Annotated in this window: 22 protein-coding genes and 1 pseudogene; 12 read left to right on the forward strand and 11 right to left on the reverse strand. The window is 52.5% G+C overall.

From position 1 onward, the window contains the following. Positions 1-43: 43 nt before the first annotated feature. The 5 genes from KZ772_RS09095 to KZ772_RS09115 are packed head-to-tail and all read right to left on the reverse strand — an operon-like array spanning position 44 to position 4,480. Entirely contained in the window at positions 44-1,594 is a 1,551-nt protein-coding gene (locus KZ772_RS09095; RefSeq protein ID WP_290539453.1) for a long-chain-fatty-acid--CoA ligase, read from the reverse strand. 58 nt (positions 1,595-1,652) lie between these two features. Then, complete coding sequence (locus tag KZ772_RS09100; protein WP_290539454.1) at positions 1,653-1,820, reverse strand: hotdog domain-containing protein; 168 nt, start codon at positions 1,818-1,820, stop codon at positions 1,653-1,655. Then, the gene (locus KZ772_RS09105) at positions 1,817-2,590 is read right to left on the reverse strand and encodes a hotdog domain-containing protein (protein ID WP_290539455.1); all 774 of its coding nucleotides are present in this window, start codon (positions 2,588-2,590) and stop codon (positions 1,817-1,819) included. Before KZ772_RS09105 ends, KZ772_RS09100 begins: the two co-directional genes overlap by 4 nt. 19 nt (positions 2,591-2,609) lie before the next feature. Further along, complete coding sequence (locus KZ772_RS09110; RefSeq protein ID WP_052041593.1) at positions 2,610-3,611, reverse strand: BtrH N-terminal domain-containing protein; 1,002 nt, start codon at positions 3,609-3,611, stop codon at positions 2,610-2,612. After that, positions 3,611-4,480, reverse strand: coding sequence for a metal-dependent hydrolase (locus KZ772_RS09115; protein WP_035233533.1), 870 nt, complete (start codon positions 4,478-4,480; stop codon positions 3,611-3,613). The genes KZ772_RS09110 and KZ772_RS09115 overlap by 1 nt, the downstream gene beginning before the upstream one ends. 256 nt (positions 4,481-4,736) lie before the next feature. Between KZ772_RS09115 and KZ772_RS09120 the strand changes: the two genes are divergently transcribed. The 9 genes from KZ772_RS09120 to KZ772_RS09160 all read left to right on the forward strand — a co-directional run bounded on the left by KZ772_RS09120 (position 4,737) and on the right by KZ772_RS09160 (position 14,343). Next, positions 4,737-5,282, forward strand: coding sequence for a TetR/AcrR family transcriptional regulator (locus tag KZ772_RS09120; RefSeq protein ID WP_063519343.1), 546 nt, complete (start codon positions 4,737-4,739; stop codon positions 5,280-5,282). Then, positions 5,279-6,403 carry an efflux RND transporter periplasmic adaptor subunit gene (locus KZ772_RS09125; protein WP_082872392.1) on the forward strand — a complete coding sequence of 375 codons (1,125 nt, stop codon included), beginning with the start codon at positions 5,279-5,281 and terminating at the stop codon, positions 6,401-6,403. Before KZ772_RS09120 ends, KZ772_RS09125 begins: the two co-directional genes overlap by 4 nt. A gap of 11 nt (positions 6,404-6,414) precedes the next feature. After that, entirely contained in the window at positions 6,415-9,450 is a 3,036-nt protein-coding gene (locus KZ772_RS09130; RefSeq protein ID WP_035233487.1) for an efflux RND transporter permease subunit, read from the forward strand. 410 nt (positions 9,451-9,860) lie between these two features. Beyond that, positions 9,861-10,193 (forward strand): hypothetical protein, encoded by a 333-nt coding sequence (locus KZ772_RS09135; RefSeq protein ID WP_035233488.1) that lies wholly within the window; start codon positions 9,861-9,863, stop codon positions 10,191-10,193. Between the two features lie 73 nt (positions 10,194-10,266). After that, a complete protein-coding gene (gene radC / locus KZ772_RS09140; protein WP_035233489.1) occupies positions 10,267-10,761 on the forward strand; it encodes a DNA repair protein RadC in 495 nt (164 codons plus the stop codon). Positions 10,762-10,802: 41 nt separating this feature from the next. Continuing rightward, positions 10,803-11,771, forward strand: coding sequence for a DUF932 domain-containing protein (locus KZ772_RS09145; protein WP_063519344.1), 969 nt, complete (start codon positions 10,803-10,805; stop codon positions 11,769-11,771). Positions 11,772-11,831: 60 nt separating this feature from the next. Next, complete coding sequence (locus tag KZ772_RS09150) at positions 11,832-12,257, forward strand: hypothetical protein (protein WP_063519345.1); 426 nt, start codon at positions 11,832-11,834, stop codon at positions 12,255-12,257. A gap of 91 nt (positions 12,258-12,348) precedes the next feature. Beyond that, on the forward strand, positions 12,349-13,356 hold the full coding sequence (locus tag KZ772_RS09155) for a lambda-exonuclease family protein (protein ID WP_063519346.1): 1,008 nt from the start codon (positions 12,349-12,351) through the stop codon (positions 13,354-13,356). Between the two features lie 75 nt (positions 13,357-13,431). Then, a complete protein-coding gene (locus tag KZ772_RS09160) occupies positions 13,432-14,343 on the forward strand; it encodes a hypothetical protein (protein WP_063519347.1) in 912 nt (303 codons plus the stop codon). A gap of 15 nt (positions 14,344-14,358) precedes the next feature. Here KZ772_RS09160 and KZ772_RS09165 read toward each other — a convergent pair whose 3' ends face one another. Then, positions 14,359-14,610 (reverse strand): helix-turn-helix transcriptional regulator, encoded by a 252-nt coding sequence (locus KZ772_RS09165; RefSeq protein WP_365869996.1) that lies wholly within the window; start codon positions 14,608-14,610, stop codon positions 14,359-14,361. Between the two features lie 180 nt (positions 14,611-14,790). Between KZ772_RS09165 and KZ772_RS09170 the strand changes: the two genes are divergently transcribed. Together KZ772_RS09170 and KZ772_RS09175 are read left to right on the forward strand one after the other, a co-directional pair. After that, positions 14,791-15,570, forward strand: coding sequence for a hypothetical protein (locus KZ772_RS09170; RefSeq protein WP_290536300.1), 780 nt, complete (start codon positions 14,791-14,793; stop codon positions 15,568-15,570). A gap of 35 nt (positions 15,571-15,605) precedes the next feature. Further along, complete coding sequence (locus KZ772_RS09175; protein ID WP_063519350.1) at positions 15,606-16,418, forward strand: DUF6694 family lipoprotein; 813 nt, start codon at positions 15,606-15,608, stop codon at positions 16,416-16,418. 484 nt (positions 16,419-16,902) lie between these two features. Here KZ772_RS09175 and KZ772_RS09180 read toward each other — a convergent pair. The 4 genes and pseudogenes from KZ772_RS09180 to KZ772_RS09195 form a co-directional block, all read right to left on the reverse strand. Continuing rightward, a pseudogene (locus tag KZ772_RS09180) lies at positions 16,903-17,778 on the reverse strand (IS5 family transposase); the annotation flags it as partial. Positions 17,779-17,792: 14 nt separating this feature from the next. Further along, positions 17,793-18,940, reverse strand: a protein-coding gene (locus KZ772_RS09185) for an IS3 family transposase (RefSeq protein ID WP_290536301.1) whose coding sequence is annotated in 2 segments (ribosomal slippage) — positions 17,793-18,703 and positions 18,703-18,940 — 1,149 coding nt in all. Because the reading frame shifts where the segments join, the coding sequence is not laid out codon by codon here. Beyond that, complete coding sequence (locus KZ772_RS09190; protein ID WP_290536302.1) at positions 18,933-19,076, reverse strand: hypothetical protein; 144 nt, start codon at positions 19,074-19,076, stop codon at positions 18,933-18,935. Before KZ772_RS09190 ends, KZ772_RS09185 begins: the two co-directional genes overlap by 8 nt. Positions 19,077-19,111: 35 nt before the next feature. After that, on the reverse strand, positions 19,112-19,933 hold the full coding sequence (locus KZ772_RS09195; RefSeq protein ID WP_290536303.1) for a hypothetical protein: 822 nt from the start codon (positions 19,931-19,933) through the stop codon (positions 19,112-19,114). 116 nt (positions 19,934-20,049) lie between these two features. On the opposite strand from KZ772_RS09195, the gene KZ772_RS09200 reads away from it, so the two are divergent. Beyond that, complete coding sequence (locus KZ772_RS09200) at positions 20,050-20,991, forward strand: IS5 family transposase (protein ID WP_064782570.1); 942 nt, start codon at positions 20,050-20,052, stop codon at positions 20,989-20,991. Between the two features lie 100 nt (positions 20,992-21,091). Here the strand turns inward: KZ772_RS09200 and KZ772_RS09205 are convergent, their stop codons facing one another. Continuing rightward, positions 21,092-21,625, reverse strand: coding sequence for a protein kinase (locus tag KZ772_RS09205; RefSeq protein WP_290536304.1), 534 nt, complete (start codon positions 21,623-21,625; stop codon positions 21,092-21,094). Between the last annotated feature and the right edge of the window lie 70 nt (positions 21,626-21,695).

Raw genomic sequence — 21,695 nt, forward strand, 5'->3', positions numbered from 1 at the left:
GCCTCCAAGCCAATAAATTTCGCAATACAAGGTCATCGATTACTCAATTAACCTGTTTACCGTTGCTCTCCCAAAAGGGGGCTCGCAGTTCGTTTTTCAGCACCTTACCTGCCCCACTCACCGGCAACGACTCTGCCTTAAAATCAACGCTACGAGGCACTTTGTAACCTGCAATTCGTTCACGACAATGTTCGATAATCTCTGCCTCATTAGCGCGCTCTCCTTCACGCAGCACCACGATTGCATGCACAGCTTCACCCCAACGCTCATCAGGAATACCGATTACCGCGCACTCCTGTACCGCAGGATGGCTATAAATGGCACCTTCAACTTCAACAGAGAAAATATTTTCTCCACCGCTAATTACCATGTCCTTGGCTCGATCAACGATGAAGACAAATCCATCCTCGTCCATGTAGCCAAGGTCGCCGGTATGTAGCCAACCATTGCGCAAGGTATCAGCGGTTGTTGATTCCATTCCCCAGTAACCCAACATGACGTTTGGTCCCCGCGCACATATTTCGCCAACCGTACCTTGAGATACCACCTGATCATTTTCATCAAGCACCACCACCTCCACACCCAGTGCTGCGCGACCGGCGCTACGTAATTTTTCTCCGCCGGGAATGTGATGTTCTGGCCCGAGTGAGGTAATGATTGGGGAGGCTTCGGTCTGGCCATAGCCCTGAGCAAATGACACTGTCGGCATTTGTTCCATAGCACTAATCAATACCGCCTCTGGCATTGGCGAGGCGCCATACAGCATGCGTTTTATGCTGCTGACATCGTAATTGGCGATGCGCCCAGATGAGGCTAGAAGATTGACCATGGTCGGCACCAGCAGGGTGTTCGTGACTTTCTCCTGCTCAATGAAAGCCAGCACTTCATCAACATCAAAGCGAGGAACAATGCCATGAGTTCCCGCAGCCAGTGTCACGGCAAACGTGCTGGCCATATCAGCCAAGTGGAACATGGGCCCGGCATGCATATATATGGTGTCACTGTCATAGCCCATCTCGGCAACCACGTTCAGGGCATTGAATACCAGGTTGTCATGACTCAGCATCACGCCTTTTGACCGCCCAGTGGTACCACCGGTATAAAACAGCCCCGCCAGATCGTCACCGCCAGCATTGGCGTCACGGATTCGATCGGCGTTGGCGACAAGGGATTCATAATCAATACACCCTTGTGGACACTCACCCTCACCCATGAAGACAACATGCTTGATAGACTCAAGCTGTGGCTGTAGGGATGGCAGCAATGCTGCAAAGGTGTCATCAACGAAAAGCACTTTAGAACCTGAGTCATTCAAGGTATAGGCGATTTCAGGTGGTGCGAGCCGAATATTGACGGGATTCACTGCCGCACCGGCCCACGGCACTGCATAGAAATACTCCAGGTAGCGATCGCTGTTTAATGCCAGTATGGCAACCCTGTCACCCGCATTGACGCCCAGACTTAGCAACCCGTTAGCAAGGCATGCGATACGGTCTTCAAACTCTCGCCAGGTTTGCCGCCGACCAGCAAAAACGGTAGCCGTACCTTGGCCGTTTAATTGAACCGCACGGCGCAAAGTCTGTGAAATATACATAACAGAACTCCTCTATTGAGGCAGAAAAGGAAGGGGGGAGGGTTGTTTATAGATTGGATTAGCTGGAAGCGAAGGCTCTCTTATAAATGAAGCGACCTCGGGAAACCTGGGCGCCATCAAGAAACACATCCACAACAACCACAATGAAGCGCTTTCCTTCACGAATAATGTTCGGCTTGGCCACCAACGTACCCGCAAAGGCCGGGCGCAAATAATCCAGAGTCATACTTGAACATACTGGCTTATTTTTTCAGTCTGATTCGCTGTTAAGTGCGCGCCAGCAACAAGCTCCGCGAAGCTTGCGATAATACCGCCATGAAAAGTCTTGATCAGAGGGTTGCCAATGTGCTGCTCGCGAAACGGCATTTTATAGGTTGCTTCGCCGTTATCGTCCGAAGCCGTCATACCAAGAAATTTTTCGTATGGTGATACATCGCCGACCACAGTAGAGAGAGCGGTTACCCTTTCTGTTTCGAAGCTGATGATTCCTTCATCATCGATTGTTTTTTTCTTGGAGGGGGCTCTCTTATTGCTAGGATTCACAGATTGATCAAAGGACGGGCCTGCCGTTCCTATCGCAAAACTGCCTGATACCGACGCCAGCAAATTGCCGCCATCACGCCCAAATGCCTCTCCACGGACATAGGCAATATTTTCTTCAACTGCAAAACAGGTGACATTACATGCCACCCCTTCGCCAGCCTCGGGGTTAGCGATGAAATCAACGCGCAAGTCAATTGTCGCAATTGGGCGCATGTCGCCGAGGCGCACAAAAATCGCCAAACCACATGCCGTATCAAGCAAGGTAGCGATGGCTCCCCGATGAAGCTTTCCCTGTTGATCACAAACCACTTCCACACAAGGCATGCTCATTACCGCGCCATCTTTGGTAATGTCATCCATTGTGATATTAAAAGCATTAAAAAGAGGGTGTGCCGATCCAAAAAAAGCTTTGGCGGCAAGCATTTTATTTGCTATTTTTTTCTCGGCTGTCATTTTTTTCGCAACTTAATATTCATAATTCTAAAGCAGCGTTTACGTATCTAAGCTCTGCTTCCCGAACATATTCGATGGCCTCACCTATCTTTTTCTCTGGAAATGTTTCGCTTTCCGAACCTTCACGAAGGCAATCCGCCAAATATGACCAAGCCGTAGCACTACGGCGCATTAAAACCACCAAGCCCATATTTTTTATTTCAGGTAGAATTCCACTTGATTCATCTAGAAACTCTGAGTACATAGCGCGAAAGCCACTACCACCAGTCCCGCGCTTTTCGATTACTTGATACGCAAATCGAAGCAACCAAGGCCATTTCTCAAAAGCTTTCCACCTGGGAAGGTCTTGCTTCCAGGTCGTTAGCGCTTCAATCCCTTTTTTTTGATTTCCCTGCTTGAGAGACTGAGCATTATTAAGGATTGCATTGCGGACTTTTTCGGCCGAGACCTGCACATCAATGTATTCCGGCGCAAACAACGATCCATGATGAATAAAAGGTGGGGACAATGAAAATCTCGCCTCACTTAATTTACTATGTGGCACCTCAATAAGCCCCGGGCGCTCGGTGTCGCTTACAAGTACACTCATTTTATCTCTTGCATGCTTCCAAGCCACAATCGCATGACCTGGAAAATGCGTACTACTTTTAAAATAAGGCAGATGGTATATATCAGTTAACAGTAGGGCTGGCCTGCCGGCCTCAAGATGGTTATCAAGAGCATCTGCTGCTGCACTTTTATCCTGCCAAGTCTCCCATCGAAACGGCACGCCCAGCGTTGAGAACACCCTTTCTTCGAAACCCATTGAACGGACATGGACAATAAACGGGGTGGCCGTGTCTGGTATTTCCACATAGGTAATACCAAGGCCGGCCCCCAGCCCGAAGCAGAAAGCTTCTGTCAAATTGAGTCCATGGAACTCCAGCAGGTCTCTGATAGCCGAACTGCCACAATGACGCCCAGGCCGATGCGTATGAGGAACATCAATGGTACTAGAATTATCCTGCTTCACTACCTGCATCAGGCCGCCTCACTCACTGGAGCCGCACCATAAATGGTTTCCGATGCCCGCATCGGATCACCATGAGCCTCATACTCAGCCAACCACGCGGTAACTTTCTCAGGCATGCCAGTATCCCAAGGGTGAAACCCAGGGCGAAACCAGGCGAGAAAATCAGGCAGCATACCGGTGAGAATACCGTTTCTACCATAAAGCTTGTTCAAGCCTCGCAGAATCACGCCAGGCTGGCGCGTCACACCATCAAGCTTGAGCATATTCCAAAATACCGGAGCCACTACCAGGTGAACCATAAGAGTCGCGACCACCAGCGCGGAAGCACGTGTCAGGTACCCTCCACCAGCAGCCCCTTGGTAAAGATCATAGGCCACGGCCTTGTGCTCCACCTCTTCAACACCATGCCAAAGGAACAATGCCCTCATTACGGGGTCAGCTTCACTAAACATGTCGCTCTTCTCGCTGACCATGGTTTCGCCAAGGGTTGCCGTAAAGTGCTCAAACGCCGCAGTCATTGCTAGCTGATACTTCTTCGGCAAGTACTTTTGCGTGGTGCGAATAAACGATCTTAGATTCGCCGTTACCTTATCCACGTCTACACCCTGGCTTGCCATAACATCGTTAAAGCGATCATGGACAATCCCATGCTGACCTTCTTGCCGAATAAAGTGGCGAATATCCTCACTCAGCTGATCATCTGTCACCTGATCCTTGAAGTTACGCACTGATTGGATAAAGAAGCGCTCTCCCTCCGGGAAATGCACTGAGAGAGCATCAAAAAAGCGGGTCAGCACGGGATCACCGCCATTCCAGTGCCTTGGCACTGATGAGACATCAAAGGCGACTTTGCGCGGCTTAATCGGGATAGATTTCATGGCTCCTCCAAATAGACAGGGCTCTTCAGGATGGTCAAGCCGCAAAAAAGGCGGCACTTTCGAAATATGTTATTTGGCCATACAACCAAATGTCAATGCCAGAGGAATAATTCAAACCACCAACAGCATATGAACGAACCCGGGCGATCATCCAACCCCTTAAAACACAGCTATCCACACCAAGACCAAGGAACTGGCTACTTTACCGTCTAGTTGGTACATTAAGCAGACCATGTAGTTCGTACTAGGAACCGCCATGAACACCACCTCCACTCGTGACATGATCTTGGATGCTGCTCAGCGCATAGCCGTAGAGCACGGATCCGGGCGCATTACCCTTGACAAAGTTGCCCGTGAAAGCGGCTTCAGCAAAGGCGGGCTTCTCTACCACTTTGCCACTAAGGAAGCCCTACTCCAGGCAATGCTCGAACGCCTAATCGCCCGCACCAGAACAGTTCGTGAGACGCATGAGCAAACGCTGTCGGGCCAGCCCTGGAGCGTCCTGCGCGCCATGCTTGCAGCAAGGATGGATCCTGAGGTGCTCGACCCCAGGGTCACCATGGCCATACTGACCTCAGCCGCTGAGCAGCCGGCCCTTCTCGACCCGCTGCGTCAATACATTCAGCAAACCCGCAAACGTATCCTCGAAGAAGAACGGGAATCTCCCACGGCATGGTTGCTGTGGGCAGCCGCCGACGGCCTGTTGTTCCAGGAATTACTTGATATCTCACCGGTACCCAGCGACCAACGCAGGCTGGTTTACCAACAACTGCAACGACTGGCCAAGGATCTGCTCAAATGAAACAAGATCCAGCATCCTTTTCCGGCATGCATTCACACGCCAAAAGCGTGTCACCAATACCGCTACGCAATGGCTGCATTACTCTTGCTATCTTGGTCTACGCTACCCTGTTGCTGTCATCCTGCGGCGGCAATGATAAAGCAGCAATGGAGCCCCGTACGGTCCGCCTCTACCAAGTCAGCAGTAATAATAACTTTCAAGCAGCTCGCCACTTCGTCGGTCGCGTCGACGCAGTCAACACAGTAGACCTGTCTTTTCAGGTGAGTGGCCGCATCATCGATATGCCGGTCCATCAGGGCAAGTTTGTTGCTAAGGGAACACTAATCGCCGCGCTTGATTCATCTGATTATCAACTCGCGGTGCGCGAAGCTGAACTACAACTCGAACAGGCCTCGCGCGATCTTGAGAGAACCCGTACCTTGTTCGAACGGGGCACACTGCCGCAAGCAAAATTCGATCAGGCCGAAACCGCATACAAACTGCGTAAAGTTGCTCTTGTTACAGCACAACGAAACCTTGCCTACACACGCATCCTCGCACCGTTCGATGCACTGGTAACACGACGACTGGTCGATCCGTTCACCAACGTACCCGCTGGCGCACAAATCGTGCGAGTGCAAAACGTGGAGGAATTCCGTGTTCACATCAACGTCCCGGAGAACTTGATGGCGACTCTTGAATCACCGGAACGACTGATGGCCGACGCAATTTTCGGTAACGACTCGGAGCATCCGTTGCCGCTCAAATATCACGAACATGAAACTGAGCCGAATTCCGTAGCACAATCCTATCGCGTCACCTTCAGCTTGGCGCGCCAGCACGAAAAGACAATTTTACCGGGTATGACCGTTACGGTGCGTGTAAGTGAAGCCAGCAACCGCCCGGATGCCATGATTGACATTCCCCAGTCCGCACTTGACAGCGATGCCGAAGGCAAATTCCGTGTGTGGGTTTACCAACCGAAAAAATCTGTGGTGACTGCACAGCCGGTCAAGGTACATGGCGTCACCAAGCAGGGCCACGCTCTGGTCGCCGGTCTCTCAGGTAACGAACAGGTTGTTAGTGCTGGCGTGCGGCTATTGCACGATAACATGCCCGTAACCCCATTCAACGGATTCTGATAGGGCGCCTCATGGATATCGCACGCACCTCCATCAAGCGTCCTGTCAACACCTGGCTGATTATACTTGCATGCCTGCTCGGCGGCTTGTGGGGAATGAACAATATTGGCCGCCTCGAAGACCCTGCCTTCACCATCAAGATGGCACTGGTGGTCACGCCCTACCCTGGCGCCACCGCAGTAGAAGTAGAAAAGGAAATCACCGAGCCGCTGGAATCCGCCATCCAGCAATTACCACAGCTGAAACGACTGACCTCGCGATCTCGACCCGGTGAGTCTATTATCAAGGTCGAGATAAAGAACCAGTATGACGGCGACACAATGCCGCAAGTTTGGGATGAACTGCGACGCAAGGTCGGTGACGCACAAAGCTTCCTGCCAATTGGGGCTTTAAATTCCACTGTCCATGATGACTATGGCGATGTGTTCGGAATTTTCTTTGCGGTCGTCGCACCAGACCTAACTGATTCCGAGGTACGCGAGCTCTCGCGCTTCCTACGCCGCGAGTTATTGAATGTGCCAAATGTGTCGAAAGTCACCACCGCAGGCGAGCCGTCAGAAGTCATTTATGTGGATATCTCCCAAGAAAGCCTGGTCAGCCTCGGCATTCCGCTGGAAGTAGTGCTCAACGCTCTACAATCGGAAAACCGCATGCAATCCGGCGGTTCTTTTAAAATCGATGGACGCCGCATTCGCATTAGCGGCGAACCCGGTTTTGATTCAGTCGCAGCCATTGAGGCGTTACGCATCGGTCGACCCGGTTCCACGGAGCAATTCAGCCTGAGCGATGTGGCGTCCGTATACCGCGCTACCGACGATATCCCCAGGGAACTTATCAATTATGATGGCGAAAGGGCGTTCACCCTCGCTATCGCCGGCCTGCAAAATGCCAACATTGTCGAGGTAGGGCACGCGGTCAACGAGCACCTTGATAAAATTCGCCACCATATTCCGTTAGGTGTGCATATTAAGCCGATTTACCAGCAGCACCTTGTGGTTGACAAAGCGATTGATGACTTCCTTGCCAGTCTTGCATTGTCAGTGGCTATTGTAATCTGTGTCCTTTGTCTGGCCATGGGCTGGCGCGTCGGAGTTGCCGTCGGCAGCACCCTTTTACTTACCGTGCTTGGCACAGTGTTTTTTATGGCAATTTTTGCCATCGAAATGGAGCGCATTTCTCTCGGCGCCTTGATTATCGCCATGGGGATGCTAGTTGATAATGCCATCGTCATTGCCGAAGGTATGCTAATCGGTATCCAGCGCGGCAAAAGTGCCGAGAATGCCGCAAGCGAAGCCTGTCGTCGCACCCAAATCCCGCTGCTTGGCGCCACTGTTATCGGCATCATGGCATTTTCCGGGATCGGCCTGTCGCAAGACGTGACCGGCGAATTCCTGTTCTCGCTGTTCGCAGTTATTTCCATTTCACTGTTGTTAAGTTGGCTGCTGGCGATCACTGTTACGCCACTTATGGGCCACTATTTGTTTGATGGCCACCAGTATGAAGAAGGCGAAGATCCCTACGCGCATGCAAGCTACGGCAAGTACCGCATGATCCTTCTGCTTGCACTAAAAAACCGAGGCATCACCGTTACCGCACTAGTTATGATTACCGTAATTTCGATAGTCGGCTTCGGTTTTGTTCGACATGCTTTCTTCCCGCCATCGAACATGCCAATGTTCTACCTTAATGTGTGGCTACGTCAGGGTGCCGATATACAAGAAACCGCGCGGCAGATAAGCGAAATAGAAAGTCTGATTCTCGCTCACGATGAAGTAGAAGCAGTCACCACCTTTGTTGGCCAGGGCGCCAGCCGCTTCATGCTGACTTATGAACCGGAGCTACCAAATCCATCCTATGGTCAGCTGATCGTGCGCGTAACTAATCGTCAGTTGATTAACGGCCTGATTGATGAATTAAGAGTAGTTCTAGCAAACCAATATCCGTCCCTCGAGGTGTACCCACAAACGATGATGTTCGGCCCTGGTGGCGGGGCCAAGATTGAGGCACGCTTTAAGGGCAACGATCCTGCTGTGCTTCGTCAACTTGGTGAGCAAGCACAACAAATTTTCCAAGAGAGTAATGTTGTGCAAGATATCAGAATCGATTGGCGTACGCGGGAGGTTGTCGTGGTACCGCATTTCGATGAAGAACGAGCACGTATCGCCGGCGTTGGCCGTGCAGAAGTGAAAACGTCATCACTATTTGCCACTACCGGTATCCAAGCCGGCACCTACCGCGAATATGACTCGCAAATACCAATTGTGGTACGTCCTCCCAGCGAGGAACGTGGCAGCGTCAGCAAACTCGGCAACCGTGTTATGTGGAGCAGCGCCGAACAGACCTACGTTCCTGTTAGCCAGGTGCTAAGCGGACTAGAAATTGCCACCGAAGAATCCCTTATTCATCGGCGCAACCGTATACGCGCGCTCAAAGTTCAGGCCGAACCGATTGGCGACCTGACTGCCGACCAAGCATTGCGACAATTACATAACGCGGTGGAAACTCTACCGCTGCCAAAAGGTTATGCTCTGGAATGGGGCGGCGAATATGAGAAAGCCAGCGAAGCGCAAGCGTCCCTGGCGAAACAGGTACCGCTGGGGATCCTTGTGATGCTGGTAATTTCAGTATTATTGTTCGGAAAGGTCCGTCAGCCGCTGATAATCTGGCTGATCGTACCAATGTCGATCTGTGGCGTGAGCATCGGCCTGTTACTAACTGGTCAGCCATTCACTTTCATGGCAATGCTCGGCTTCCTCAGCCTTTCCGGAATGCTGATGAAAAATGCCATCGTGTTAATTGACGAAGTCGACGCACAGGTCAAGGACGGTAAGCTAATGAGAGATGCACTAGTCGATGGCAGCGTCAGCCGCCTGCGCCCCGTGATCCTCGCGGCCTTCACCACCATTCTCGGCATGATACCTCTGATGTGGGACGCCTTCTTTTCGAGCATGGCGATTACTATCATGGGGGGGCTTGCCTTCGCCACTCTGCTTACCATGGTGGCAATACCTGTGCTTTATTCACTTTTCTTCCGCGTGCGGTTCTAGGCGGGCTCTTGAAAACTCCGCACACTAACATAGCTTAGCATGAGCCCTCGCACTCTTCTTGGATTATATGATCCAGCCGATAGTGCATGCATCTATCCAAACAACATTTATCACAACTTCTCTTGCGACATAGAGCGCACTTCCATTTGGGCGAACATTACCCCCAACTGAATAGCGAATTTTGCTATTCATATTCTCGTCTTTCACGATCGCAATTCAACACATGTGATTTACAAAAGTCTACGGACTACAGGCAGCACAAAGAGACATAAAACTCTGACAACCTATCAAAGCGCCTCTATCTCCTTGGCTTTCACATAAACAGCTCTAATCTAATTATTTTCAAACACATATCACCTCCATGAAGCCGGGAAGGAATGTCCTTCCTGACCCCATCTCATGGAGGTTTCATGATCATTCAATGTCCGTCCTGCCGCTCCATCCGAATCGTCGCCCTGCAAAATGGCCGCAAGGTTGGCGGGACTGTTGGCACGGCTGCCGGCGCTGCCAGTGGGTTTGCCATGGCGACCAGTGGTGCTCGGGTTGGCGCTACTGTCGGCTTGGCGTTTGGCCCTGCCGGGTCCGCCATCGGCGGTATCGCAGGTGCCGTGCTCGGCGGTCTAGCTGGTGGCGTTGCCGGAGGTGAAGCCGGTGCCGCGCTGGGAGCCAAGCTCGACGAGACCTATCTCGACAACCTGGAATGCCTGGACTGCGGACACAGCTTCCGCCTCGATTCTGAGTAACCCCCTCTTCCCTTTGCCCACCACTCCGAAGCCCGCCTTGTGCGGGCTTCTTTATGCCCCTTTGGAGGCCTGAATGGATATTCCCACTTTCGTAAAGAACGAGCAGGGCCTGTACCACGTACAGGGCTGCGTTAAACCCGAGGAGATCGTCAGTACGGCGGCCACCATCCTGCTGGATGAGCTTACCGACCGGGAGGCCCTGACCGCGCCTACCGATGTCGCCCAGTTCCTGCAACTGGCTCTGGCACAGGAGAAAAACGAAGTCTTCTCGGCCATCTTCCTCAACAACAAGCACAAGGTGCTCAGTTTCGAGACCTTGTTCAACGGCACCATTGATAGCTCCGCTGTTTACCCCCGCGTGGTAGTGCAACGCGCTCTGGACTGCAATGCCGCAGCCATCATCTTCGCCCATAACCACCCTTCCGGTTGCAGTGAGCCCTCCACTGCCGACCGGCAAATCACCAAACGCCTCAAGGACGCCCTCGCACTGATCGATGTGCGGGTGTTGGACCACTTTGTGGTGTCCCGTTCCAGCTACGTGAGCCTCGCCGAGCGCGGCTGGCTCTAACCCTGCCCTTTGGGCATTCCCTCTTTAACATGAGATTCACCATGGCACATCTTGTCGAAAACATGGCCTATGTAGGCCGTACCCCCTGGCACGGGCTGGGCAACCAGCTGGCCAGCCAACAGCCGCTGGAAGTCTGGATGCGCGAAGCGGGCATGGATTGGGAGATCCGTGAGACCCCGGTGCGCTTTATCAGCAGCGAAGCCGGCGCGCTCGGCCAGATCTCATCGTTCCCGGATCAGAAGGTGCTGTTCCGTTCTGACAATCAAGAGCCCCTGTCGGTAGTGAGCAACCGCTTTAAGGTGGTTCAGCCCCGTGAGGTGCTGGAGTTCTACCGGGATCTCACCGAGCAATCCGGCTTCGAGCTGGAGACCGCTGGCGTATTGAAAGGGGGCCGCAAGCTTTGGGCGCTTGCGCGTACCGGGCAGTCCGGCACGTTGGCTGGGAATGACCAAACCAACGGCTATGTGCTGCTGGCCACGGCTTGTGACGGCACCCTGGCTACCACGGCGCAGTTCACCAGTATCCGGGTCGTCTGCAATAACACCCTTGCGGTGGCACTGAATGGCAATACCCATGCGGTGAAGGTACGCCACAACACCACCTTTGATCCGCAGTCGGTGAAGAAGCAGCTAGGCATCTCTGTCTCTGCCTGGGATGACTTCATGTATCGCCTGAAGGCCCTCAGCGAGCGCCGCATTACCCGCAAGACCGCCAAGAAGGTCATGCAGACCATCTTCACCGACACCGGCTATCAGCCACCGGGCATGCCGGTGAAGGCCAACGAACAGGCCATGAAGAAAGCCATGGCTCTGTATGAGGGTGCCGGTCGCGGGTCGGATCTGACGTCCGCCAAGAACACAGCCTACGGCCTGCTCAATGCGGTCACCGAGTTCGTGGACCATGAGCGACGAGCCCGCAGCACCGACAACCGGCTGGACTCGGCCTGGTTCGGCAAGGGTGCCCAGATCAAGCAACGTGCTCTGGAGCAAACTTCCCTGCTGGTCGCCTGATACCGGTCGGATCTTTTCTTCCCCTCTCTATTCCCGCATTAAAAAAACCTGGAGAACACCATGGATCTGAAATGGCTCTACCGCCTGTTGGCGGTATGGGACTGCCGCCCTATGCCTGCTGAATTGGCAGCGGTGTGGGGCGCGTTCCTGCATGAAGGCTTGATGTGCCACCCCGGCGATCCGGGGCGCAGTCGCCGCATCCTGGAGACCTGGGACAGTGGCTGCATCGAGCTGATCATCGCCTCCTGTGAATACCTGGACCCACTGTGGCAAACCGTCTCCCACATCTGGTTCGAACCCCGTGGACGCCCCGGCATCTTCGAGTACGAAGTGGTCAGCGAGCTGGGCGAATGGCTGGGTGAGCAACTGCTTACTACCGGCCACCTCCCCAGCGACAAGCAAGCCGAACGCTATATCGAAGCGCTGGTGAATGACTTCTTCGAGATAGGTGATGAGCCACCCTCGTCGTCAGGCCGCGCCGCATGATGCCATTTAGGCATCACTCACTCTCCATCCCCTTCCCTTACTTCTAGCCCCGGCCATTGTGCCGGGGCTTTTCTTTGTCAGGAGAACACTCATGGCACAACCGAAAAGCACAACTCCTACCCAGCGCCCGGCACTGCGCCTTGTCTCTACCAAGCAGATGAGCCGGGAGGACTGGCTGAAGATCCGCAAGCAGGGCATTGGCGCCAGTGATGCGGCTGCCGCCGTCGGCATCAGCCCGTACCAGTCACCGCTGGAGCTGTGGATGATCAAGACCGGGCGCGATGGTCTGTTACCCGCGCCTGATCCCGATGACATCCAATCGCCGCTCTACTGGGGCACCCTGCTGGAGCCCAAGGTGGCCGAGGCTTACGCCAAGATCACCGGCAACAAGGTTCGGCGGGTGAATTCCGTTCTGCAGCACCCGGATGAAGACAAGCCCTGGATGCTCGCCAATCTGGATTACGCCGTGGTGGGTAACGATGACGTACAGATCCTCGAGTGCAAAACCACCGGCCAGTACGGCGCCAAGCTCTGGGCCGATGGGGTTCCCGAGTACATCCAATGCCAAGTGCAGCATCAGCTAGCGGTCACCGGAAAGCAGGCTGCCGATGTGGCCGTGTTGATCTGCGGACAGGAGTTGCAGATTCATCGGATCGAACGGGATGAGGCGTTGATCGCTCACCTGTACGAGCTGGAGCGGGAGTTCTGGCAGCTGGTGGAAGCGGACACGCCACCGGACCCGGATGGCTCCGACTCAGCAGGGAACGCCCTGCAAGCGCTCTACCCCCAGGACAAAGGGGAAACCATGGATCTCACGGACAACCCGGCCATCGAAGGCGACTTCAATGAGCTACTGGATCTGCGTGACACCCTGGGCCGATTGAGCAACCGGGAATCCACCCTCAAGCAACGCATCCAGCAGACCATGGGGTTGGCCAGCAAGGCCACCTTCACAGAGGGCTCTGTGACCTGGAAGCGAAGCAAGGACTCCACTAGCCTGGACACGAAAGCTCTCCTGCAGGATCAGCCTGATCTGCTCAAGCAGTACCCCAAGCACAAGGCCGGGAGCCGTCGCTTCCTGGTTCGCCCCAATGCTTAACCCTCTACGACTCACGGCATAACAGCCGGGCCTGGCCCGGCTGCGTCTATGCCTGTTATCCATCAGGAGCATCCCATGATTAAAGGACTCGCGATTACGCCCCCCGTGATTGGCCGCATCAGCATCGGCCGCGTGGTGGAGAAGAACGGCAAGCGTCTGCCCGAGAAAGACGATCAGTTCACCATCACCACCCAGATCCAGACCAAGGAAGGCTGGCTGCCCCACCCGCTGGATGACGCCCTGCGCCAGGACACCAAGGGCAACAAGCTCCGCAGCATTCCCGTCACCTTGCCGTTCAACGATCCGGACCTGAATCTACGGGCGGAATACACCTTCTTTGACCGCAAGAGTGGCAGGCCGCTGTGTGCAGGCAACGGGGAGACATGCCGGCGGCATACCGAGAATGGACTGGAATCGCTCCCCTGCCCGTCACCGGATCTGTGCGACTACGGCAGCCACGGGCTGTGTAAGCCCTATGGCCGCTTGTATGTCCGTATCGGGAATGACGATGAGCTGGGCTGTTTCGTGTTCCGGACCACCGGCTACAACAGCATCCGTACCCTGGCTGCCCGGCTGCGCTACTTCCACGCCATCAGTGGCGGCAACCTGGCCACCCTGCCGCTGGAGCTCAAGCTGCGCGGCAAGAGCACCACCCAGAGCCACCGGGCACCGATCTACTACGTGGATCTAACCCTGCGGGCCGATCAGCCCCTGAAAGAAGCCGTCACCCACGCCAGGGAGGAAGCCAAGGGGCGAGAGAATCTGGGGATTCACCAGACGGAGCTGGACAAGGTTGCTCAGGCCGGGCTGTTGAACGCCTGGTTCGAGTATGGGGAAGAAGAAGGGCTGCAGGTTACTGAGGAGTTCTTTCAAGCAGAGACGGCACCCAAATCCGAAGCAAACGCTCAATCAACGAAAAAGCTCAAACAGAAATTGACCAATTCACCGCTTACGCCGGCCGCAACAGGAAACAACGAAAGTAAGTAAGCATGGCGAGAATTCTTAACTCTCGCCAACGATCAGCACTTCAGCCTTCAACCATAGATCTGAAGGGCGGCACTCCAATGCCTCGGACAGACGCCACACCGTTGAAACCGAGGCTTGTCGATTACCCAGCTCAACACCGGACAGAAAGGATCTGGAGAGCCCTGCCCTGTTAGCCAAATCCTCTTGGCTGATACTCAGCTCAATACGCCTAATCTTGACTGCTTTGCCAAAGGCAACCGGAATTTCCATCAAATGCTGACCTGCCATCTAAGGTAAAGAAAGCAGTCTGGATGGTTATGAGAAGCCTATTAACGCCCGTTAGGGCACCCTATGTACTCTATAGGAAACATTAAGTAATCTAATCACCCTAATCATCTGATTAAGGGTCGCCTCAGAGCATTGGCTCATCCCACCAAAGAAGAACGAAGCACAAAAAAGGAGAAAACCATGGGCAATGACTGCCTTCGACTGATAGCAGGCCTTTTTCTGGCTACATCACTTATCGGCTGCCTGGATGGCGCCAGCGATATAGACATCGTCAAAGAAGGGCGATTCGACGCCCACCCAGAATTCAAGATCGGTGAAACCTTTGACAACCGGTCCATGTGCGAAAGCACCAGCTGGCAAATGGTTCAAGATAACCGTGGAAGAGATCTAGTCGAGTACCGCTGCGAGATTGTAGGCGTCAACGACTACTACCATAAAAGACTGGTTGCTCTGGCTGAAAAATGCCAGGAATCCCTAAACGACACCTCCCCCAACCCCTTCAGGGCAAGACTCAAGAAAGAGCGCCAAGAAGAGCTGGATTCTATCGATCATCTCAAATCAGAAGTTGAGTCTGCCGAATCAGATCGAACAAAAAGGCTCATCAAATATCACTCAAAAAAAGCCGATGAGAAGACAGCGAGGCTGGAAGAGCTTGACCGGTGGGAAAAGAACAAAATAGCCAACAACAAAACCACTCTATCCAAAGTTAACCAGATCTTGTCTGGGTTTAATGTCGCCTCAGCCTATGAGTTCTTCCGCTGGTCTGTCGCCGAAAACGGCACCTTCGTTCTGATTGAGGGTGGGGTCGGGCTTAAAAAGCCAACAGATGAAAAACACCATGAAAGCACCTATGGCGACCGGCAGATGAGACTCTCGGTCGGTTATGCATACGAAAACAGAGATCTCCGTCATGCATTTACCGGAACCCACGACAGCAGCCTCGAACTCCATTGCCAATGATCTAACACGAACTCTGACACGCAAGGTATTGAACAATGATTAACAAACTGATCATCACTCTATTATTCGCAGCATTCATGACCGGCTGCGGTGAAACATTTGATGCTTCGAATGACAACATGATCCGGGTCTCGTACAACGGGATTTTAGAGACTTTGGATGGTAAAGAAGAGGAGCAGTTCAAACGCCAGTACCAGTTCTATACAGAACAGTATGAACTCCCGCAGGATCCTGAAGAGCCTGGTATCAATTTTGCTCAAAATGACATTGAGTCACTTCATGGCCTCACCTACGGGGAGGTCATCAGCAAAGTCGCGCAGCATGAACAGTACGTTGCCGACATTCGCAGGGAAGAAGATCTCTTTATGCTCCGAGAGCTCCATGGCCTCTATCTAGATAGCAGAGAAAAGATCTTGTCGTCGATGAAAGACCTGCCAGTGGCCCTAGAAGCGATGGAAGCAAAATTCCTGGGGCCGCTGGCCATCAAAGCCGAACTCGATAACAACACCGATTACACTATCAGGGAATTCTCCCTAGAGGTGAGCGTCGTCCAGAGAAGTACGGGGGAACAGGTTTACTCAACGTCAGTATTCGCCGACCTTGGTAATGACCCGCTCCCGCCCGGCTACTCCTACACCAGCTCATTTGGAGATCAAAAAGTACAAGAGGTGATACAAGACAAGAACTACACCGTGATTGGGTATCTATCCAATGTCATCGTTGATGATGGCAGGCGCGTATATGCCAAGATGGCTGAAAGTAACTTCCTACAGTACGCCTCTTTGAAAAGAGCCTACCCTGAAGAGTTCAAGGATATTCAGGAAGAGCTGGGCGATCCGGTTATCTAGTTTGGCATTATCCCAGCCGTGACCACAGTTGCGCGATTATCAAAGTGTGTGGAGACTGTGTCCATCTGACACCATGTGCGGTGGGGGGCCTGACTTGACTGCCAGGAGACGACCTCCCATCGCAAAGGATTTCACACCGTGCTCCTTGAGACATGAATCTTGCAATACTTCATCCCCAAAAAATAGATTTTTAGATAACCGATTGCTTTAGTTATGCCAGATTTTCAGAGACTAAAATTTTTATCAGGAGGCATTACTTTCAATATAAGTTCGGAATTCCTGCTCTGACATCGTATCATGGCGTCCATCATAAGTATCAGGCACCAGATTATAGATTGATCTAGGGAAGGTCTGAATAACTCGCTTTTTTCGCCTTTACGATGATCAACAGGCTTCTGCCATCAAATTCAGGCCACAATTCACTCTTGAGTGTTCATTTTTTCGCCTGATTGCCGCACTTTAGCGGCAATCAGGCGCACTGCCCCTAGGGCAGCAGCACCCGTTTCACCCTCAACAGGTTGTGCAGCCCCGCCAGGAGATAGAGCCGGTTGGTATTTTTCGCCAGACCCCGGTAGCGAACCTTGCTGTAACCGAACATGCCTTTGATCACTCGGAAGGGATGTTCCACTTTGGCACGTACGCTGGCTTTGATGGTTTCGCATTCCAGCGCAACCTTCGACATCGTGGAGCGCTTACCAGGACGCTCAGCGATAAACCAATCCACTTTACGGTTCTTGTGCTCTTCGCGTTTCTCGATACCGCAATAACCCGCGTCTCCCCAGACACGTTTCTCTTTGCCATGCAAAAGCTGGTCTGATGCCGTCAGGTCATGCTCATTCGCGGCGGTAGTGGCAAGGCTATGAATCAGACCCACCGTGTCATCGACGCCAATATGGCACTTCATGCCAAAGTGCCATTGATTGCCTTTCTTGGTCTGGTGCATCTCCGGATCACGAGCCTTACCTTTGTTCTTCGTCGAGCTGGGCGCTTCGATAATCGTCGCATCAACGATGCTGCCTTCCCGAACCATCAGGCCATGTCGTGCCAACTGACGGTTGATCTTCTTGAACAGCTTCTTGCCAAGAGTGTGCTGCTCCAGCAGGTGCCGGAAGTTCAGGATCGTTGTCTCATCAGGAACCCGAGAGAGCCGAATCCCTGCGAAACGGCGCATAGACTCGATCTCATACAAGGCATCTTCCATCGCCGGATCACTCAGGTTGTAGATGATCTGCATGACATGAATGCGAAGCATGCTGGAGAGCGGATACGGCGGCCGGCCAGTGCTACCGGAGGCGTAATAGACCGCAATCGTGGACTCCAGCGCCTTCCAGGGTAGCAACTGATCCAACTTCTCAATGAATCGCCACCAGTTCTCTAGACACTTCCCTGCCGTTCTTGGTGACGCTTTTCATACTCTACCGGTGACAGCTTTTCATTAGAACCATGGCGTCGACGGTTGTTATAGAACATCTCGATATAATCAAAAATATCTGCCCGGGCCGCGTCCCGACTGCTGTAAATCTTTCGCTTTATTCTCTCCCGCTTCAACAGCTGGAAGAAGCTCTCAGCAACAGCATTGTCGTGGCAGTTACCGCGCCGACTCATACTCCCCTCCAGCTCATGCGCCTTCAGAAACGAGTCCCAGTCGTGGCTGGTGTATTGGCTTCCTTGGTCGGAGTGAACAACCACCTTGCCCTCAGGCTTGCGACGCCAGACCGCCATCAGCAGCGCATCCAGCGCCAGTTCCTTGGTTATCCTGGATTGCATTGACCAACCGATCACCCGTCTTGAGAACAGATCTAGAACAACCGCCAGATACAGCCAGCCTTCATGTGTGCGGATATAGGTAATATCCGTTACCCAGCTCTCGTTCGGGGCTTGCGGATTGAACTGGCGCTGAAGGATATTCGGTGTCACCTTGTGCAGCTCCCCAGCCCTATGGCGTGGTTTACGATACCCCACCTGCGCTCGTATTCCTGCGTGGCGCATCAGGCGGTGGACTCGATTGGGCCCGCATCGCTCGCCATACTCGCGCAGATCGGTATGAACCTTCCGGTAGCCATACACGGCCCCGGATTCCAGCCAGAACTGCTTGATCAGCCCGGACAGGCGCTCGTCCTCGATTGCACGAGCTGAACGAGGCTGTCTCTGCCAGGCGTAAAAGCCACTGGGGTGAACGTCCAACAGAGAACACAGTGAGCGGATTGGCCACCGCTCGCTGTGCTCCTGAATGAAGGCGTACCTCAATCGGACTGACTGGCGAAGTACGCCGCGGCTTTTTTTAGGATGTCTCGCTCTTCGGTAACGCGCTTGAGCTCTTTCTGGAGCCGGCGAATCTCGGCTTGGTCATCTGCATTGGCCTGATGCTGCTCGGAATCCGGGCCAAACTTCCTGATCCAGGCGTACAGGCTATGGGTGGTGACGCCGAGTCGGTCAGCCACTTGGGCCACACTGTGACCACGATCCGTCACCTGGCGAACCGCCTCAATCTTGAATTCTTCGGGATAGCGTTTGCTACTCATAGATACCTCTCTGATTGCCATTTTGGATGGCTGAAAGGTGTCTAGCAAACTGGTGGCGATTCACAAGGAACACTTCCCGCCGGGTCTTGCGCTTCTTGTGTTCATATTCGGCTTCGGCAAAAGTCAGCTGGCTCATGGCATTCCCGGAAAGTGGCTGATAGAAAGCCCTGATTATGGCAAAGTCGGGGAGTTTTTCAGAGGTTCCCTAGTACTGAAAATCACAAAGCTACCACGTAAATACCTGCAAATTAACCGTGCTTGCTCTGGCAGCGGCTCTCCATCAAACTCACCCTCATCCCAATTAAACCGTTCAACGTACTTACCAGAATCAATCTCTACCAATTCCTCATAGGGAGATATCAACGAGTCATTTTCATATGTATTAGTAGACTCAATTTCTTCAGCCTCCATTCGAAAGTAATTCCATTGCGGATGAAGACCGAACGACTCGTATGTTAGCTTTTTTGGTTTCAGGTAATAATACAGCCTCTCAGAAACTTTAACTGCAATCATCCCCTTCTCTTTAGCACGCTCGGCACCTACAAATGTACTCCCTCCACCCCCAGGCAAAAACGCATGATTCAAACCATCAACTCTTGAAATTTCATTTAATACCGTAATTATATTTTCACAATCTCTCCATATAACAGACTCTGGAGAGCCTGCCGGAAACAATGCATTCTGAAGATCAAACCACTCGGTTATATTCTGCTCATGAAAATCATTGTTAATCCTAAGCCAGCCCTCAATCCTACTAATAACATCTTTCATTCCAGGCCGCTTATCGGGAGAGTTATCAGTGCACTCAGTCAATAGATCATGAAGAGACTTTGTGTAAAGCCCTCCACATACCGAGTTGATACTGATCACTGATAATGGACTATACTGGCCATCAAAGCATTTCATATCACCAACAATCGCAATCCATAGAGTCTTTGCAAAGGAGTAAATGTCCGCTTTTTCACCATCAGCCTCATTGGCATAACGTCTCATTTCAGGAGCCATCGTAAACTTAGGGCCAACATCTCCACCTTCCTTAGGGAACCTCTGAAAAACTCCCCGACTTTGCCATAATCAGGGCTTTCTATCAGCCACTTTCCGGGAATGCCATGAGCCAGCTGACTTTTGCCGAAGCCGAATATGAACACAAGAAGCGCAAGACCCGGCGGGAAGTGTTCCTTGAGAAGTTGGATCAGTTGCTACCCTGGAAGGCGCTGGAGTCCACGATTGCGGTCTATTACGCCTCCGGTAGCACTGGCCGGCCGCCGTATCCGCTCTCCAGCATGCTGCGCATTCATGTCATGCAGATCATCTACAACCTGAGTGATCCGGCGATGGAAGATGCCTTGTATGAGATCGAGTCTATGCGCCGTTTCGCAGGGATTCGGCTCTCTCGGGTTCCTGATGAGACAACGATCCTGAACTTCCGGCACCTGCTGGAGCAGCACACTCTTGGCAAGAAGCTGTTCAAGAAGATCAACCGTCAGTTGGCACGACATGGCCTGATGGTTCGGGAAGGCAGCATCGTTGATGCGACGATTATCGAAGCGCCCAGCTCGACGAAGAACAAAGGTAAGGCTCGTGATCCGGAGATGCACCAGACCAAGAAAGGCAATCAATGGCACTTTGGCATGAAGTGCCATATTGGCGTCGATGACACGGTGGGTCTGATTCATAGCCTTGCCACTACCGCCGCGAATGAGCATGACCTGACGGCATCAGACCAGCTTTTGCATGGCAAAGAGAAACGTGTCTGGGGAGACGCGGGTTATTGCGGTATCGAGAAACGCGAAGAGCACAAGAACCGTAAAGTGGATTGGTTTATCGCTGAGCGTCCTGGTAAGCGCTCCACGATGTCGAAGGTTGCGCTGGAATGCGAAACCATCAAAGCCAGCGTACGTGCCAAAGTGGAACATCCCTTCCGAGTGATCAAAGGCATGTTCGGTTACAGCAAGGTTCGCTACCGGGGTCTGGCGAAAAATACCAACCGGCTCTATCTCCTGGCGGGGCTGCACAACCTGTTGAGGGTGAAACGGGTGCTGCTGCCCTAGGGGCAGTGCGCCTGATTGCCGCTAAAGTGCGGCAATCAGGCGAAAAAATGAACACTCAAGAGTGAATTGTGGCCTGAATTTGATGGCAGAAGCCTGTTGATCATCGTAAAGGCGAAAAAAGCGAGTTATTCAGACCTTCCTTAGTAATATCTATTCGACCCGGGTACTTAACAAGTCCAAAATCAGACAAAAATAAACGGTTTTTTAGGAAAAGGATATTGGCTGGCTTTATATCACGATGATGAAATTCTCTTTGATGGAGTTGATGGAGAGTATTAGCCAGTCCCAGCATCCCCTCCACTATCTCCAGAACAGTTTTTCCTTTTCTCCACTCAGAAAACTTGATAGCTTGCGGCATCACAAACCACGGCACCTGATCACCCACATCCTCTGGCAAAAACTTGTCAACCAACGGTATAACACCACTAATATCTTGATTCTTCTCCATGGCTTCTACTTCGGACCTAAATCTATTGTAAATCGTCGGCCTGATTTTTTTTAAAAGCTTTATGGCATAAGAATCATTTCCATCTTTTACTGACCATACTTCTCCATTACCACCAGATCCCAGCTTGTATGAAAGCTTCCAATCGCCAATGGTTTGATTTTTCCTATACTTAATATTTTTCGCCATAATACCCCCCTCAATTCACTTAACCCTCGCCGTCATACGATTTTCTCTAGCACGACACCGCTATGTTTAA

Source organism: Alcanivorax sp. (assembly GCF_019431375.1).
GTDB classification, from domain to species: Bacteria; Pseudomonadota; Gammaproteobacteria; order Pseudomonadales; family Alcanivoracaceae; genus Alcanivorax; species Alcanivorax jadensis_A.

Coding starts and splice junctions, on each gene's coding strand:
- radC (WP_035233489.1), top strand. CDS start 10,267: ATGGATATTCCCACTTTCGTAAAGAACGAGCAGGGCCTGTACCACGTA.
- KZ772_RS09205 (WP_290536304.1), bottom strand. CDS start 21,625: ATGGCGAAAAATATTAAGTATAGGAAAAATCAAACCATTGGCGATTGG.
- KZ772_RS09195 (WP_290536303.1), bottom strand. CDS start 19,933: ATGAGACGTTATGCCAATGAGGCTGATGGTGAAAAAGCGGACATTTAC.
- KZ772_RS09105 (WP_290539455.1), bottom strand. CDS start 2,590: ATGACAGCCGAGAAAAAAATAGCAAATAAAATGCTTGCCGCCAAAGCT.
- KZ772_RS09170 (WP_290536300.1), top strand. CDS start 14,791: ATGGGCAATGACTGCCTTCGACTGATAGCAGGCCTTTTTCTGGCTACA.
- KZ772_RS09135 (WP_035233488.1), top strand. CDS start 9,861: ATGATCATTCAATGTCCGTCCTGCCGCTCCATCCGAATCGTCGCCCTG.
- KZ772_RS09095 (WP_290539453.1), bottom strand. CDS start 1,594: ATGTATATTTCACAGACTTTGCGCCGTGCGGTTCAATTAAACGGCCAA.
- KZ772_RS09165 (WP_365869996.1), bottom strand. CDS start 14,610: ATGGCAGGTCAGCATTTGATGGAAATTCCGGTTGCCTTTGGCAAAGCA.
- KZ772_RS09110 (WP_052041593.1), bottom strand. CDS start 3,611: ATGCAGGTAGTGAAGCAGGATAATTCTAGTACCATTGATGTTCCTCAT.
- KZ772_RS09160 (WP_063519347.1), top strand. CDS start 13,432: ATGATTAAAGGACTCGCGATTACGCCCCCCGTGATTGGCCGCATCAGC.
- KZ772_RS09125 (WP_082872392.1), top strand. CDS start 5,279: ATGAAACAAGATCCAGCATCCTTTTCCGGCATGCATTCACACGCCAAA.
- KZ772_RS09145 (WP_063519344.1), top strand. CDS start 10,803: ATGGCACATCTTGTCGAAAACATGGCCTATGTAGGCCGTACCCCCTGG.
- KZ772_RS09120 (WP_063519343.1), top strand. CDS start 4,737: ATGAACACCACCTCCACTCGTGACATGATCTTGGATGCTGCTCAGCGC.
- KZ772_RS09100 (WP_290539454.1), bottom strand. CDS start 1,820: ATGACTCTGGATTATTTGCGCCCGGCCTTTGCGGGTACGTTGGTGGCC.
- KZ772_RS09200 (WP_064782570.1), top strand. CDS start 20,050: ATGAGCCAGCTGACTTTTGCCGAAGCCGAATATGAACACAAGAAGCGC.
- KZ772_RS09150 (WP_063519345.1), top strand. CDS start 11,832: ATGGATCTGAAATGGCTCTACCGCCTGTTGGCGGTATGGGACTGCCGC.
- KZ772_RS09155 (WP_063519346.1), top strand. CDS start 12,349: ATGGCACAACCGAAAAGCACAACTCCTACCCAGCGCCCGGCACTGCGC.
- KZ772_RS09175 (WP_063519350.1), top strand. CDS start 15,606: ATGATTAACAAACTGATCATCACTCTATTATTCGCAGCATTCATGACC.
- KZ772_RS09190 (WP_290536302.1), bottom strand. CDS start 19,076: ATGAGCCAGCTGACTTTTGCCGAAGCCGAATATGAACACAAGAAGCGC.
- KZ772_RS09130 (WP_035233487.1), top strand. CDS start 6,415: ATGGATATCGCACGCACCTCCATCAAGCGTCCTGTCAACACCTGGCTG.
- KZ772_RS09115 (WP_035233533.1), bottom strand. CDS start 4,480: ATGAAATCTATCCCGATTAAGCCGCGCAAAGTCGCCTTTGATGTCTCA.